We start from the raw sequence: 14,058 nt of genomic DNA on the forward strand, positions 1-14,058 counted from the left end.
CTTGAAACAGGGCCTGTCGGGCCAAAAGGACAGCAATGGACGATCATGGTGAATCGGCATTGTCCGCCGGACTTTCCGGCGCGCTGACGGAATTCGGCCATCGACTGATGGCGCGGGTCTATTATGCAGACACCGATTTTTCCGGCGTCGTCTACCACGCGCGCTATCTCGAATTCTTCGAGCGCGGCCGGTCCGACTATCTGCGGCTGGCCGGCGTCCACCACACCGAGCTTGCCGACGGCAAGCATGGCGAGAAAATAGTCTGGGTGGTGCGGCGCATGGAGATCGATTTCCGCGGTTCGGCCCGCATGGATGACATCCTGACCATCGATACGCGCACCGAAGACATTTCCGGCGCCCGCATCGTCATGGCGCAGCAGTTGAAACGCGGCAGCGAAGTGCTGGTCGAGGCGCGGGTCGAAGCGGCGATCGTCGGCGAGAACGGCCGGCCGCGGCGCTTTCCCAAGGATTGGGTGGCAGCCTTCATGCCCGGAACGCGCAAATAAGAGTTCAGAGGCGGAAGATCCGGAGCTCCCGGTCGAGGCGAGGATCGCCGGGCTGGTCGTCGGGGCGCGGCAATGCGCCGCGCTGTACGTCCTAACCCATCCTTAACCATAACGGTCCATGAAGGGATTGGTTAAGATTGGAAGAATCCAAGCGCCTTCCTTTCACCAATATTTGCCCCGAAAAGGCCGCCAACGGTGCATTTGGGGTTATTCCGCAAGCTTAACGCGAACGGACCACAAGGGATGCCCATGGGCCAGCCGCCAGCCACGCCCGGAAAATCTTTAAGGACGTAACATGGAAAACATCGCTCTCGCCGAACCGGGCGCGCATTTATCGATTTGGGCCTTGTTCATGCAGGCCGGTTGGGTGGTCAAGCTGGTCATGATCGGGCTGCTTGGTGCCTCGATCTGGACCTGGGCGATCATCGTCGACAAGCTCGTCGCCTATGCCCGCATGCGGCTGGCGCTCAACCGCTTCGAACAGGTGTTCTGGTCGGGGCAGTCGCTGGAAGAGCTTTACCGCACGCTCGCCGACCGCAAGACGACCGGCATGAGCGCGATCTTCGTCGCCGCCATGCGCGAATGGAAGAAGAGCTTCGAGAAGGGCGCAAAATCGCCGCTCGGCCTGCAGACCCGCATCGACAAGGCTATGGATCTGGCGCTGACCCGCGAGATGGAAAAGCTGGAAGGGCGGCTCGGCTTCCTCGCCACCACCGGCTCGGCGGCGCCCTTCATCGGCCTGTTCGGCACCGTGATCGGCATCATGACCTCGTTCCAGGCGATCGCCGCTTCGAAGAACACCAGCCTGTCGGTGGTCGCGCCCGGTATCGCCGAAGCGCTGCTGGCGACGGCCATCGGCCTGCTCGCCGCCATCCCCGCCGTCATCGCCTACAACAAGCTGTCGTCCGACGCGAGCAAGATCGCCGTCCGCATGGAAGGGTTCGCGGATGAGTTCTCCGCCATACTCTCGCGCCAAATCGATGAAAAAGTCGCGCAGAAGGCCTGAGGAACGATCATGGGAATGTCTGTAGGCGCGGGTGGCGGAGGACGCGGTGGTCGAGGCCACAGGCGGCGCGGCCGCCATCACGCGATGATATCGGAAATCAATGTCACGCCGATGGTCGACGTGATGCTGGTGCTGCTGATCATCTTCATGGTCGCCGCACCCATGTTGACGGTCGGCGTGCCGGTCACCCTGCCGGAGACGAAGGCCAAGGCGATGAACGCCGATACCCAGCCGATTACGATTACGATCGACGGCACAGGCAAGATCTTCGTACAGGAGACCGAAATCCCGCAGGAGGAGCTGATCGCCAAGCTGAAGGCGATTTCTAAGACCGGCTACGAAGAGCGCATTTACGTCAAGGGCGACAAGACCACCAATTATGGCGACGCGATGGTGGTGATGGGTCTCATCCAGGACGCAGGCTACAAGAACCTCGGCCTGATTACACTGCCGAAACAGGATCAATAAACGCGAGATGAGGACCGGCCTCACCACATCGGTGATCTTGCATACGGTGGCGATCGCCTTCGGGCTGTTCACGCTGTCGGCGCCGGCTGCGCTTCCGTCGTCCGATGTCGAGTCGGTCGCAGTCGACATTGTGCCGATGGAGGCCGTCTCGCAGGTTTTGCAGGGCGACAAGAAAGCCGTGATGCACGAAAAGCCGGCGCCGCTGCCGACACAGCGTCCCGACATCGTTCCCGATGCCCAGAAAGTCGGCGAGAACAGCATCGATACCGACAAGCCGCCGACGCCTGAGGCCAAGCCCAAGCCGGTCGATATGACGGCGGCTCCGCCACCCGCGCCGACGCCGGTCGAAAAGCCCAAGCCCGAGGACGTGCCGAAGCCGCCGGAAAAGCCGAAGCCTATTCCCGCAACGGAGGTAGCGCCGGTGCCGCAGCCGAAGGAAGAGGTCAAGCCCGAACCGGTCAAGCAGACCGATCCCAAGCCGACGCCGGCCAAGGAGCCGACGCCCACGCCGCCGCAGGACAAGACCGCCGCGATCGATCCGCAGCCCGAGGTCAAGCCGGATGCCGTCGCCGAGGCGATTGCCAAGCAACCGCCGACCGAGGAGGCGCAGCTTCCGGACTCGGCGCCGGCGCCCGAGGCTCGGCCGAAGCCGCAGCCGGCCCAGGCTGAAAGCGCGAAGGCGCCGGAGCGCAAGGACACCGACAAGCCGGTCAAGGAAGCCTCGTCCAGGCCGAAATCGGACGACAAGCAATTCAATGCCGACGAGATTTCGGCGCTGCTGGACAAGCAGAAACCGTCCGGCGGCGGCGCCAAGCGCTCGACCCAGCAGGCTTCGCTCGGCGGCGAGAAGAACCAAGGCACCAAACTCTCGCAGAGCGAGCTTGATGGCCTGAAGGCCCAGATCAAACGCTGCTGGAGTGTGACACCCGGCACATTCGATGGCGACAGCCAAAAAGTCACCATCAGGATGAAGCTCACTCAAAATGGCGAGATCGACGGCGCTCCGGAAGTCGGATCCGCAGGCGATGGCTCAATGGGCTCCCGAGTTGCCTCGGAAGCAGCGCGGCGCGCAGTGCTGCGATGTGCGCCCTACAATCTGCCCGTCGCAAAGTATGACGGCGAACTGGGATGGAACGAGGTCGAGGTCAATTTCATCCCCAGCGACATGTATTGATTGCCGAGAGAACAACGAGGCTGAACGAATGAAGAAGTTGCTTACGACGCTGATGCTGATCGGCACGATTGCGACCGCCATGAGCGGGCTCGCCACGCTGCCGGCAAAGGCGTTGGTCCAACTCGATTTGACTCAACCCAATATCGAGCCTCTGCCGATCGCCATCACCGACTTTCAATCGGGCGACGCGTTGGGCGCGGAGATATCGGGGATCGTCATCGACGATTTGAAGCGCTCGGGCCTGTTTGCTCCGATCGACAAGAGCGCTTTCATTGAAAAGATCTCCAACCCGGATGCCACGCCCCGCTTCGAGGACTGGAAGGTAATCAACGCCCAGGCTTTGGTCACCGGCAGCGTCGGCAAGGAAGCCGACGGCCGTGTCCGCGCCCAGTACCGGCTGTGGGACGCCTTCGCCGGCCAGCAGCTCTCGGGCGAACAGTTCTTCGCCAACGACGCCAATACCAGGCGCGTCGGCCATATCATCGCCGATGCGATCTACGAGCGGCTGACCGGCGAGAAGGGCTATTTCGACACGCGCGTCGTCTTCATCGATGAGTCCGGTGCCAAGAATGCGCGCAAGAAGCGGCTTGCCATCATGGACCAGGACGGCGCCAACGTCCGCTATCTCTCGAACGGCAAATCGATCGTGCTGACGCCGCGCTTCTCGCCGAACCGGCAGGAAATCACCTACATGTCCTACGAGAGCGGCCAGCCGCGGGTTTACCTTTTGCAGATCGAGACGGGGCAGCGCGAGCTGGTCGGCAATTTCCCCGGCATGACGTTTGCGCCGCGCTTTTCGCCGGACGGCCAGAAGGTGATCATGAGCCTGCTGCGCGATGACGGCAATTCCAACATCTTCGCCATGGATCTGAGAAGCCGCTCGACGACCAGGCTCACCAATTCGACCGCCATCGACACCTCACCGTCCTACTCGCCTGACGGCAGCAAGGTGGTGTTCACCTCGGATCGCGGCGGCCGCGCGCAGATCTATGTGATGGGCGCCGACGGCTCGGGCCAGACCCGCATCTCGTTTGGCGACGGCGTCTATTCGACGCCGGTGTGGTCGCCGCGCGGCGATCTCATCGCCTTCACCAAGCAGACCGGCGGCGAATTCCAGATCGGCGTCATGCGCACCGACGGTTCGGGTGAGCGCATCCTGTCCACCGGCTTTCAGCAGGAAGGGCCGACCTGGGCGCCCAACGGCCGGGTGCTGATGTTCTTCCGCGATTCCAATGGTGGACCAAAACTTGTTTCGGTCGATCTCACCGGCCGCAACGAACAGTCGATCCCCACGGCGAACTTCGCCTCGGATCCGGCCTGGTCGCCGCTGCTGGAGTGATGGAAGAAGAACTGAGGAATTGAAGAACTGAGGAGTTGAAGAGTTGAAGAACTGAAGAATGGAGAAGGCAGAGGGGTCTACATCGAGCACGCGAGGGATTTAGAAGTCTATAAGCGTGCCTGTGCGGTTTCCCTTGGGGTACACAGAGCCACGCTTGCTTTTCCGAAAATGGAGCAATACGCGCTCGCCGATCAACTACGTCGTTCCAGCAAGGCGATCTGCGCCAATTTGGCCGAAGGCTTTGCCAAACAGGCTCACTCCAAGCCCGAATTCGCACGCTTGGCCATAGGATCATGCAGTGAGGTGGAGACCTGGAGTTCGTATGCGTTCGACCTCGAGTACATCACACAGGCGCAACGCGACCATTGGTTGCAATCCTATGCCCGTATCTACGGAGTGCTGGTCAATCTCAGAGAGAAGCTGAGGTGATCTCTTTGCTCAATTCCTCGATTCCTCAATTCCTCGGTTCTTCAGTTCCTCAATTCCCTCTTTTTCATGTTAGCCGCATTTCCGCCTACGGTCCGCGCTCATTGTCGCCCCTCGGCAGAACGGTTGCGGACGGCAGCCGAAAACCAAATTTTAACCGTGTTTCTTGAGCGCCGGTTAACCCAAACGTGGTTACTGGACGATCAATGAAATCACTCGAATTGCGAAGGAGAGGCGGCATGGGCCGTATCGCAGCACTTACCACAAACCCGGTCATGATCGCGCTGGTCGCGATGCTCGCGATCACCGGTTGCGCCTCGAAGAAGACGCCGAACAGCGCCGCCGATCTCGGCCTCAACGGCGCCGGCGCGGCAACGCCCGGATCGGCCCAGGACTTTACCGTCAACATCGGCGACCGCATCTTCTTCGACACCGATTCGTCCTCGATCCGCGCCGATGCGCAGACGACGCTGTCGCGCCAGGCGCAGTGGCTGAACCAGTACAAGCAGTATGCCATCGTCATCGAAGGCCATGCCGACGAGCGCGGCACGCGCGAATACAATCTGGCGCTCGGCGCCCGCCGTGCTGCCGCCACACGCGACTTCCTGGTCGCCAAGGGTGTTTCGGCGCAGCGCCTGAAGACCATTTCCTACGGCAAGGAGCGTCCGGTCGCGGTTTGCGACGACATCTCCTGCTGGTCGCAGAACCGCCGCGCCGTAACCACGCTGGGCGGCGCCGGTTCTTGATCGGCATAAATGCAACACTTGGTGCGAAAGGCGGCCAAAAGGCCGCCTTTTTCATATCTGCCCGCTCCAAACAAAATTTGGCCGAAGTCTCACGTCCTGTTAAGAGCCGAGGGCGCCTGGCCACTTCGGTTGGAAAGGGCGCGCAACAGGCTAACGGTTTCACGGCGAGAGGCACATGCATTTCAGATCGGTCTTGAGCGGCACGCTTGCGCTGCTGCTCGTATCAAGTATCGCGGCGCTTGCTGACGGGGCAAACGGCACCGGGCAGTCATCGGAAAGCGGTTTTTCCTTCCACCTGCCGACGATCAAACTGCCCGGCATTTTCGGCGAAAAGAAAAAGCCGGATCAGGTTCAATTCGCGCAACAGGATGGTACCGGCACTCCGGCGCTGGAGGAACAGCTCCGGCAGATGAATGGCAAGATCGAGGAACTCAATTTCCAGGTCCTGCAGATGCAGGAGCAGATCCGCAAGCAGCAGGAAGACAACGAATTCCGCTTCCAGCAGCTGGAAGGCGGTCCGCAAGGCGCGCAGCAGCCGGCCGAGCAGAAGAAGTCCGAGGCCGCGCCCAGCAGCGACAGCCCCAACGGCGACGGTAACGTGGCGGAGGCGCCGGCAACGCCGGCTCCGGCCGCTGCGGACGCGCCGCCAGCCGGCGACAAGAGCGTCGAGGACGTCATCGTCGAATCGCCCAACGGCGATCCCGGCAAGCTGATCCCCGGCGCGCCGCCCAAGACGTTCGGCACCATCACCGTCGACAAAAACGGCAATGTCGTTGAAGCCGACGGCAATGCGCAAGCGAATGCGCCGCGGCAGAATACGGCCCCAGCCAACGGCGCCAGCACAGCCGGCAACAAGGCCGGTAAATCCGACGATACGGTGGTCGCGGCACTCCCGTCGACCAACGATCCGGAGGAGCTTTACCGCAACTCTTACCAGTTCATCCTGTCGGGCGACTACAGCACCGCCGAACAGGGCTTCCGCGACCATATCGCCCGTTTTCCCCGGGACGCCAAGGCGGCGGACGCGCATTACTGGCTCGGTGAATCGCTGCTCGGCCAGCAGAAATACCGCGATGCGGCCGAGATTTTCCTCGCAGCCAACAAGGACTATCCCAAGGCCAAGAAGGCGCCCGACATGCTGCTGAAGCTCGGCGTTTCACTGGTCGGGCTGAAGCAGCGCGACGTGGCCTGTGCCACTTTCAGCGAGATCGGCAAGCGCTACCCCGATATTTCCGGCGCGCTCAAGGAGCGGGTCAAGCAGGAAAGGGCACTCGCGGCGTGCTAGTTTTTCCGTTGCGTGTCGGTGCCGCAAAACCGGGCCCACGCTTGGGCGACATGCATGACGCTCGACAGCGAGCCTGACCTTTCGGATTTTTCGCGGATCGACTTTTCCAACGGCGCTGTTGCGGCCGTGTCCGGCGGCAGCGACTCGACCGCCCTTCTCCTCCTCCTCAAAGCCCATCTCGATCGTAACGCCCCGGCAACGAAATTGCTGGCGGTAACGATCGATCATCAACTGCGGCCGCAAGCGGCAGCGGAAGCGCAAGCCGTGGCCAGGCTGTGCGCGGCGCGCGGCATTGCCCATCGCATCCTCGCCTGGTCGGGGCACAAACCATCGACCGGCCTGCCCGCCGCCGCGCGCGAAGCCCGCTACCGGCTGCTCGCCGAGGCCGCCGAAGCGGCAGGCATCGGCCTGATCCTGACCGGCCACACCGCCGACGACCAGGCCGAGACCGTGCTGATGCGGCAAGCACGTGACGACGGGCCAGGTGAGGAGAGGCCGCGCGACGAAGCGCGGGGCCTTGCCGGCATGGCGCCGGCAACCCTCTACGAGTGGCGGCACTGGATCGTGCGGCCGCTGCTCCGCGTGCGGCGTGCTGAGCTGCGCGAATTCCTGCGGCGTGAACAGGTTGCCTGGATCGAAGATCCGACCAATGCCGACACCGCTTTCGAGCGGCCGCGCGTCCGCGCAGCACTTGCCGAAGGCGATGGTACGCCTAGCGTGGCTGAAGCGATAGCGCTGGCCAGCAAGGCGGCGGTCGAGCGTGAGCAGCTGGGACATCGCGCGGCCATGCTGATCCACAGCTTGGCCTCCAGGCCGGCCGCCGGCCTCGTCCGGCTCGATCGGGATTTTGCGACGGCCGCCGACAGCCGGTCGGCCATTTATGCGCTGCGCATCCTGCTGGCGGCGACCGGCGGCACCGCCTTTCTTCCCGACCAGGCCCGCAGCGAAGCCCTTTTCGGCCGGTTCCGCACCGGGCCGCTTTGTGCCACATTGTCGCGGACCGTGATCGATGCCCGGCGTACCGGCATCTTTCTGCACCGCGAATTGCGCGATCTGCCGCCCGCTGTTGCGGTTTCCGGCAATGCCCTGTGGGACGGCCGCAGACGGATCACATTGGGCGACAGTCCAGGTGCATTGTTGATGATCGCGCCGCTGTTGATAGCACCGCTCGGGGCGGCTCTTGCCGCAAAGCGGGCAATTGCCGGGCATGGCACGCCGGCAAGCCTTGTGCGTGCCGCCTTGGCCGCCGAGCCGGCGCTCTGGCGGGATGGCGAATGCCTTGGTTTGCTGGGGGAAGGCCCGGGTTTGCCCGGGGAAGGCCCGATGCCGGCGGCTGTCGCCGCATATCCGGCAGTCGCGCCCTTCGCCCGTTTCCTGCCGTCCTTCGATCTGGCGCCGGCCGATGCCGTCGCCGCGTTGCTTGGCGCGGCGCCCGTTCCAGCCGTGCCGTTCGGCGGCCACAATGCCGGCCTACCACGGGCGAAAGCTTAACCGAGACCTGCTGTTATGCTTGGCAATGGGAGACGCTCTCCCTATGTTAGGGCCAAGTTTCCTCTCACGACGCGTGTCCGCCCAGCGGGCGCCAACGGGACAATTGATGAATCCGAATTATCGCAACCTCGCGCTCTGGGCGATCATAGCGGTCCTGCTCATCGCTCTCTTCAATCTTTTCCAGACGCCGCAGACGCGTGGAGCCTCGAGCGATGTTCCCTATTCGCAGTTCCTGCAGGAAGTCGCGGCGGGACGGATCAAGTCGGTGACCATCGCCGGCGCCCGTATCTCCGGCAATTACACGGACAGTTCCAACGGCTTCCAGACCTATTCGCCTGGGGACCCGTCACTGGTTTCGCGGCTGCAGGACAAGAACGTCACCATCAACGCGCGTCCTGAATCCGACGGCTCCAATTCGCTGTTCGGCACCCTGATCTCCTGGCTGCCGATGATCCTCATCCTCGGCGTCTGGATATTCTTCATGCGCCAGATGCAGTCCGGTTCCGGCCGCGCCATGGGCTTCGGCAAGTCGAAGGCCAAGCTTTTGACCGAAGCACATGGCCGCGTCACCTTCCAGGACGTCGCCGGCGTCGACGAAGCCAAGGAAGATCTGGAAGAGATCGTCGAGTTCCTGCGCGACCCGCAGAAATTCCAGCGGCTCGGCGGCAAGATCCCGCGCGGTGTGCTGCTCGTCGGTCCTCCTGGAACCGGCAAGACGCTGCTCGCCCGCTCGGTCGCGGGTGAAGCCAACGTGCCGTTCTTCACCATTTCGGGCTCGGACTTCGTCGAGATGTTCGTCGGCGTCGGCGCAAGCCGCGTTCGCGACATGTTCGACCAGGCCAAGAAGAACGCGCCTTGCATCATCTTCATCGACGAAATCGACGCGGTCGGCCGCCATCGCGGCGCCGGCCTGGGCGGCGGCAATGATGAACGCGAGCAGACGCTGAACCAGCTGCTGGTCGAGATGGATGGCTTCGAATCCAACGAAAGCATCATCCTGATCGCCGCCACCAACCGGCCAGACGTGCTCGATCCGGCGCTGCTGAGGCCGGGCCGCTTCGACCGCCAGGTGGTGGTGCCGAACCCCGACATCGTCGGCCGCGAGAAGATCCTGAAGGTGCATGTGCGCAACGTGCCGCTGGCGCCCAATGTCGACCTCAAGGTGATCGCGCGCGGCACGCCGGGCTTTTCCGGCGCCGATCTGATGAACCTGGTCAACGAATCCGCCCTGATGGCGGCGCGGCGCAACAAGCGCCTCGTCACCATGGCCGAATTCGAGGACGCCAAGGACAAGATCATGATGGGCGCCGAGCGCCGCTCGTCGGCGATGACACAGGCCGAGAAGGAGCTGACCGCCTATCACGAGGCCGGTCATGCCATCCTGGCGCTCAACGTGCCGTCGGCCGATCCGCTGCACAAGGCGACCATCATTCCGCGCGGCCGGGCACTCGGCATGGTCATGCAGCTGCCGGAAGGCGACCGCTATTCGATGAGCTACAAATACATGATCTCGCGCCTCGCCATCATGATGGGCGGCCGTGTCGCCGAGGAGTTCAAGTTCGGCAAGGAGAACATCACCTCCGGCGCCTCCTCCGATATCGAGCAGGCGACCAAGCTGGCGCGTGCCATGGTGACGCGCTGGGGCTTCTCCGACAAGCTCGGCCATGTCGCCTATGGCGACAACCAGGAGGAGGTGTTCCTCGGCCATTCGGTGGCGCGCACGCAGAACATCTCGGAAGAGACGGCGCAAATCATCGACGCCGAAGTGCGCCGGCTGATCGACGAGGCCTATTCAACGGCAAGGTCCATCCTGACCAAGAAAAAGAAGGAATGGATCGCGTTGGCGCAGGGCCTGCTCGAATACGAGACGCTGTCCGGCGAGGAGATCAAGCAGCTGATCGCCGGCAATAAGCCCGCGCGCGACCTTGGCGACGACACGCCGCCGAGCCGCGGCTCGGCCGTGCCGAAGTCCGGCCGCCGCAAGAAAGGCCCCGAGCCCGAAGGCGGCATGGAACCTCAGCCGTCAAGCTAGGCTCCGGCCCGGCACAGATCGACTTCGAAACGCCGCGGCTCTAACCGCGGCGTTTTCTCTTGGGGAATGCGACCCTTCCTGCATCGCAGGAAATTGGCGAAAGTGACGATGACGGCCAATCTCCCGCCTCGCGGGGGAGATGTCCGGCAGGACAGAGAGAGGCGCGAAGGAATGGGGGCCTTCTATCGGCCTCGTTGACGACTTCGGGAAGATCGACAAGGCGCGCCGGAGAATGAAGCTCGCATTTTTTGCCGGCGGCGCCACATTTTGTTCTTGCTTTGTGCCGGCAGCTATGCTACTAATCTGAGTATGGTGCCAATTGGCGCTGATGACCCGCCCGCCGAGGCGGGTTTTCTGCTTCTGGCTATGAGAGTTCCGGTGGTGCCGAGATCGATGTCGGCCGGACAGAGCCAAGAAACACGATCTGACAGTTGGTTCGACCTCGGAAGGCCCTCTCACTTGTTCGGCAGCAACAAAAAGCCCGCGAACCTTGCGGCTCGCGGGCTCATGTCGTCGGATGGTGGCGCCGGTCAGCTCTTCAGCTTGGCGTTGCAGAGGCTGTAGAAGCCGCCGCCCTTCTGGATCCACCTGAGGCCGCCCAGCGTGTTGGCGTCCTTGTTGGCGTAGTAGAGGTCGAGACAGGTGTGCATGCGGCCCTTGGCCGGGGTCTCGGTTGCATACTTCTTGGAGATCGCCGTCGGGAATTTCACGCCCTGGGGGGCGGTGATGGTCGGCGGTTGCGGATCGCCGGTGTATTTGGCATCGGGAGCCGGCAGGGTGTCGTCGTCGGCTGCGCCGGCGCCGCATTGGCTCTTGCGGAAGTCGTTCCACTTCATGCCGTTCAGCGTGTTGCCGGCCTTGGCAGCCTGATATTTGGCGCTGCAATCCGCCATGCTGACGCCTTTGCCGGTATCGGTCGCGGCGGCTGTCGTCGCCTTGGCAGGTGCCGCGGCGGGTTGTGCGGCTGCACTTGCGCCGGCGGCGCATTCACTCTTGCGGAAGTCGTTCCACTTCATGCCGTTGAGCGTGCCGGCAGCCTTGGCGGCCTGGTATTTGGTGCTGCATTCCTTGGCCGTCAGCCCAGGCGCTGCGTCATCGCTGCTGGCCGCCGCTGCTTTGGTCTTGGCGGCGGGTTGTGCGGCTGCCGTCGCGCCGGCGGCGCACTGGGTCTTGCGGAAATCGTTCCACTTCATGCCGTTGAGCGTGCCGGCAGCCTTGGCGGCCTGGTATTTGGTGCTGCACTCCTTCGCCGTCAGGCCCGGCGCCGCATCGTCGGCGGCGGCTGCCTTGGTCGTGTCGGCAGCCTTGGCCGTGGCTTTGGCTGGCGCGGGTTCGGTTGTAGCGGCGGAAGCATCGGTGCCGCATTGGGCCTTGCGGAACTGGTTCCAGTTCTGCCCGCCAAGCGTTCCCGCGTCCTTGGCCGTGTTATACTTGGTGCTGCACTCGGCCATGGTCAGCGCGCTGGCAGGCGCCGCCAGGAATAAGGTCGCGACGGCAAGACCCGTCAAAGTGGCAAGTCGGTGGATGAGCATGCGTTTTCTCCCTACGGCGGTTCATGATATGTCCCAGTGCAGCAATAGCGCTCAACGGCTGGTTGCGCCAGATGCTAAGTAGCGTAGAGACAAATTTAGAAGTGCATTCTTTTCTTTAAGGTGATGAATTCGTTGCCGGGACCGTCTCCCCGCCAAGTTCGTCCGGGTGCATTGCACGGAGCGCGCGCCTATGGCTGGTTCCCAGCGAGGACACTGCGTCGAATGACAGCCAGTCAAATCGGCGGCTGCGGCGGACCTGAGCCCACCGCTGTCTGGAGCAGCACGATGCGGATTCGGGTTCAAGGCCACACTGCCACAGCCCAAAGGATCCAGATGAGGTTTGAGTTGATGTTTCTGATGCTGCTGCCGCAACAAGGGCTCGGAACTTGAAAATCAACACACTAGCGTGACGTAAAACACACAAAACAACAATTTTCTAAGGATTGGTCGTCCATAATCATACAATGTGATGACGGGGCTTGGGCCATTTTATGGCATGAGATGCTCGGAAAGAACCATCGGGAAGCTGGCGAACATGGCAGGACATTATTTCGGTACGGACGGCATTCGTGGGCGCGCCAACAAGTTTCCAATGACGGCGGAGGTCGCCATGCGGGTCGGCATGGCCGCCGGCCTCTCGTTCCAGCGCGGCAGCCACCGCCACCGCGTCGTGCTCGGCAAGGATACCAGGCTTTCCGGCTACATGATCGAGAACGCCATGGTGTCGGGCCTGTGCGCCGCCGGCATGGATGTCTTCCTGCTCGGCCCGATCCCGACGCCGGCTGTTGCCATGCTGGTGCGCTCGCTGCGCGCCGATATCGGCGTGATGATCTCTGCCTCGCACAACCCCTATTACGACAACGGCATCAAGCTGTTCGGCCCCGATGGCTACAAGCTGTCCGATGAGATCGAGGAGCGTATCGAGGGGATGCTCGACAAGGATATCGAACTGGCGCTCGCCGATTCCGATGGGCTCGGCCGCGCCAAACGCGTCGACGGCGTGCATGACCGCTATATCGAATTCGCCAAGCGCACGCTGCCGCGCTCGATGTCGCTGTCGGGCCTGCGCATCGTCGTCGATTGCGCCAATGGCGCCGCCTACAAGGTGGCGCCCGACGCGCTGTGGGAACTCGGCGCCGAGGTCGTTGCCATCAATGTCGAGCCCAACGGCTTCAACATCAACAAGGAATGCGGCTCGACTCATCCGGCCGGCCTGCAAAAGAAGGTGCACGAGGTGCGCGCCGATATCGGCATTGCGCTCGACGGCGATGCCGACCGTGTCGTCATTGTCGACGAGAACGGCGCGATCGTCGATGGCGACCAGATCATGGCGCTGATCGCCGAATCCTGGCAGCAGAGCGGACGGCTGGCCGGCGGCGGCGTCGTCTCGACGGTGATGTCCAATCTCGGCCTCGAACGCTTCCTCGGCGACATGAACCTGCAGTTGCATCGCACCAAGGTCGGTGACCGCTATGTCGTCGAGCACATGCGTGCCCATGGACTCAATGTCGGCGGCGAACAGTCGGGCCACATCGTGCTGTCCGATTTCTCGACCACCGGCGACGGCCTCGTCTCGGCGCTCCAAGTGCTCGCCTGCATCAAGCGGCATAACCGACCGGTCAGCGAACTGTCGAAGAAATTCGAGCCGGTGCCGCAGCTTTTGAAGAATGTGCATATTTCCGGCGGCAAGCCGCTGGAGGAGGCGCCGGTCAAGGCGGCGATCGAAGATGCGCGCAATCGCCTCGGCAAGGCCGGGCGCCTGGTCATCCGGCCATCCGGCACGGAGCCGCTCATCCGCGTCATGGCGGAGGGCGACGACCCGCAGCTTGTCGAGTCCGTGGTCAACGACATCGTCGAGGTCATTTCGGAAACGCGCAGCGCCGCCTGATCTCCCTCCAACATCGGTTCAAAAGCCCGCCTTGCCGGCGGGCTTTTTTATTGGGTCGCGGCCAGCTCCGCCTGCAGCAACGGCCGCCAGATTGCTCCACTTTTAGAGATTCGTGGTTAATCAATACGGTTAAACGCCTTTTAACCTTTCCGATTCATTATCCAC

Annotated in this window: 12 protein-coding genes; 11 read left to right on the forward strand and 1 reads right to left on the reverse strand. The window is 62.8% G+C overall.

The window, feature by feature from the left end; genetic code table 11:
* The first annotated feature begins 35 nt into the window (after positions 1–35).
* The 10 genes from ybgC to ftsH all read left to right on the forward strand — a co-directional run bounded on the left by ybgC (position 36) and on the right by ftsH (position 10,473).
* On the forward strand, positions 36–506 hold the full coding sequence (ybgC, locus tag NKH59_RS15685; RefSeq protein ID WP_352471199.1) for a tol-pal system-associated acyl-CoA thioesterase: 471 nt from the start codon (positions 36–38) through the stop codon (positions 504–506).
* Positions 507–801: 295 nt separating this feature from the next.
* Positions 802–1,512: a protein TolQ gene (gene tolQ / locus NKH59_RS15690; protein ID WP_023677997.1), complete on the forward strand. Its 711-nt coding sequence runs from the start codon at positions 802–804 to the stop codon at positions 1,510–1,512.
* A 9-nt stretch (positions 1,513–1,521) separates the two neighbouring features.
* Entirely contained in the window at positions 1,522–1,980 is a 459-nt protein-coding gene (tolR, locus tag NKH59_RS15695; protein ID WP_023677996.1) for a protein TolR, read from the forward strand.
* Positions 1,981–1,987: 7 nt separating this feature from the next.
* Positions 1,988–3,154, forward strand: coding sequence for a cell envelope integrity protein TolA (gene tolA / locus NKH59_RS15700; protein WP_352500781.1), 1,167 nt, complete (start codon positions 1,988–1,990; stop codon positions 3,152–3,154).
* A 28-nt stretch (positions 3,155–3,182) separates the two neighbouring features.
* Positions 3,183–4,493, forward strand: a complete 1,311-nt coding sequence (gene tolB, locus NKH59_RS15705; protein WP_352471197.1) for a Tol-Pal system beta propeller repeat protein TolB — start codon at positions 3,183–3,185, stop codon at positions 4,491–4,493.
* A gap of 81 nt (positions 4,494–4,574) precedes the next feature.
* Positions 4,575–4,922 (forward strand): four helix bundle protein, encoded by a 348-nt coding sequence (locus NKH59_RS15710; RefSeq protein WP_353022345.1) that lies wholly within the window; start codon positions 4,575–4,577, stop codon positions 4,920–4,922.
* A gap of 236 nt (positions 4,923–5,158) precedes the next feature.
* Complete coding sequence (gene pal / locus NKH59_RS15715; RefSeq protein WP_023677992.1) at positions 5,159–5,665, forward strand: peptidoglycan-associated lipoprotein Pal; 507 nt, start codon at positions 5,159–5,161, stop codon at positions 5,663–5,665.
* A gap of 175 nt (positions 5,666–5,840) precedes the next feature.
* Positions 5,841–6,950 carry a tol-pal system protein YbgF gene (gene ybgF, locus NKH59_RS15720; RefSeq protein WP_352471196.1) on the forward strand — a complete coding sequence of 370 codons (1,110 nt, stop codon included), beginning with the start codon at positions 5,841–5,843 and terminating at the stop codon, positions 6,948–6,950.
* A 54-nt stretch (positions 6,951–7,004) separates the two neighbouring features.
* Entirely contained in the window at positions 7,005–8,441 is a 1,437-nt protein-coding gene (gene tilS, locus NKH59_RS15725) for a tRNA lysidine(34) synthetase TilS (protein WP_352471195.1), read from the forward strand.
* A gap of 106 nt (positions 8,442–8,547) precedes the next feature.
* Positions 8,548–10,473 carry an ATP-dependent zinc metalloprotease FtsH gene (ftsH, locus tag NKH59_RS15730; RefSeq protein ID WP_023677989.1) on the forward strand — a complete coding sequence of 642 codons (1,926 nt, stop codon included), beginning with the start codon at positions 8,548–8,550 and terminating at the stop codon, positions 10,471–10,473.
* Positions 10,474–11,003: 530 nt separating this feature from the next.
* On the opposite strand, the gene NKH59_RS15735 is transcribed toward ftsH, so the two are convergent.
* The gene (locus NKH59_RS15735) at positions 11,004–11,666 is read right to left on the reverse strand and encodes a hypothetical protein (protein WP_502893708.1); all 663 of its coding nucleotides are present in this window, start codon (positions 11,664–11,666) and stop codon (positions 11,004–11,006) included.
* Positions 11,667–12,540: 874 nt separating this feature from the next.
* On the opposite strand from NKH59_RS15735, the gene glmM reads away from it, so the two are divergent.
* The gene (gene glmM, locus NKH59_RS15740; protein WP_352471193.1) at positions 12,541–13,893 is read left to right on the forward strand and encodes a phosphoglucosamine mutase; all 1,353 of its coding nucleotides are present in this window, start codon (positions 12,541–12,543) and stop codon (positions 13,891–13,893) included.
* The last annotated feature ends 165 nt before the right edge of the window (positions 13,894–14,058 follow it).

The organism is Mesorhizobium sp. M0998 (assembly GCF_040318885.1).
Classification (GTDB): domain Bacteria; phylum Pseudomonadota; class Alphaproteobacteria; order Rhizobiales; family Rhizobiaceae; genus Mesorhizobium.

Excerpts from the sequence above, each read along its gene's own strand:
- ybgC (WP_352471199.1), top strand. The coding sequence starts at position 36 with ATGGACGATCATGGTGAATCGGCATTGTCCGCCGGACTTTCCGGCGCG.
- tolQ (WP_023677997.1), top strand. The coding sequence starts at position 802 with ATGGAAAACATCGCTCTCGCCGAACCGGGCGCGCATTTATCGATTTGG.
- tolR (WP_023677996.1), top strand. The coding sequence starts at position 1,522 with ATGGGAATGTCTGTAGGCGCGGGTGGCGGAGGACGCGGTGGTCGAGGC.
- tolA (WP_352500781.1), top strand. The coding sequence starts at position 1,988 with ATGAGGACCGGCCTCACCACATCGGTGATCTTGCATACGGTGGCGATC.
- tolB (WP_352471197.1), top strand. The coding sequence starts at position 3,183 with ATGAAGAAGTTGCTTACGACGCTGATGCTGATCGGCACGATTGCGACC.
- pal (WP_023677992.1), top strand. The coding sequence starts at position 5,159 with ATGGGCCGTATCGCAGCACTTACCACAAACCCGGTCATGATCGCGCTG.
- ybgF (WP_352471196.1), top strand. The coding sequence starts at position 5,841 with ATGCATTTCAGATCGGTCTTGAGCGGCACGCTTGCGCTGCTGCTCGTA.
- tilS (WP_352471195.1), top strand. The coding sequence starts at position 7,005 with ATGACGCTCGACAGCGAGCCTGACCTTTCGGATTTTTCGCGGATCGAC.
- ftsH (WP_023677989.1), top strand. The coding sequence starts at position 8,548 with ATGAATCCGAATTATCGCAACCTCGCGCTCTGGGCGATCATAGCGGTC.
- NKH59_RS15735 (WP_502893708.1), bottom strand. The coding sequence starts at position 11,666 with ATGAAGTGGAACGATTTCCGCAAGACCCAGTGCGCCGCCGGCGCGACG.
- glmM (WP_352471193.1), top strand. The coding sequence starts at position 12,541 with ATGGCAGGACATTATTTCGGTACGGACGGCATTCGTGGGCGCGCCAAC.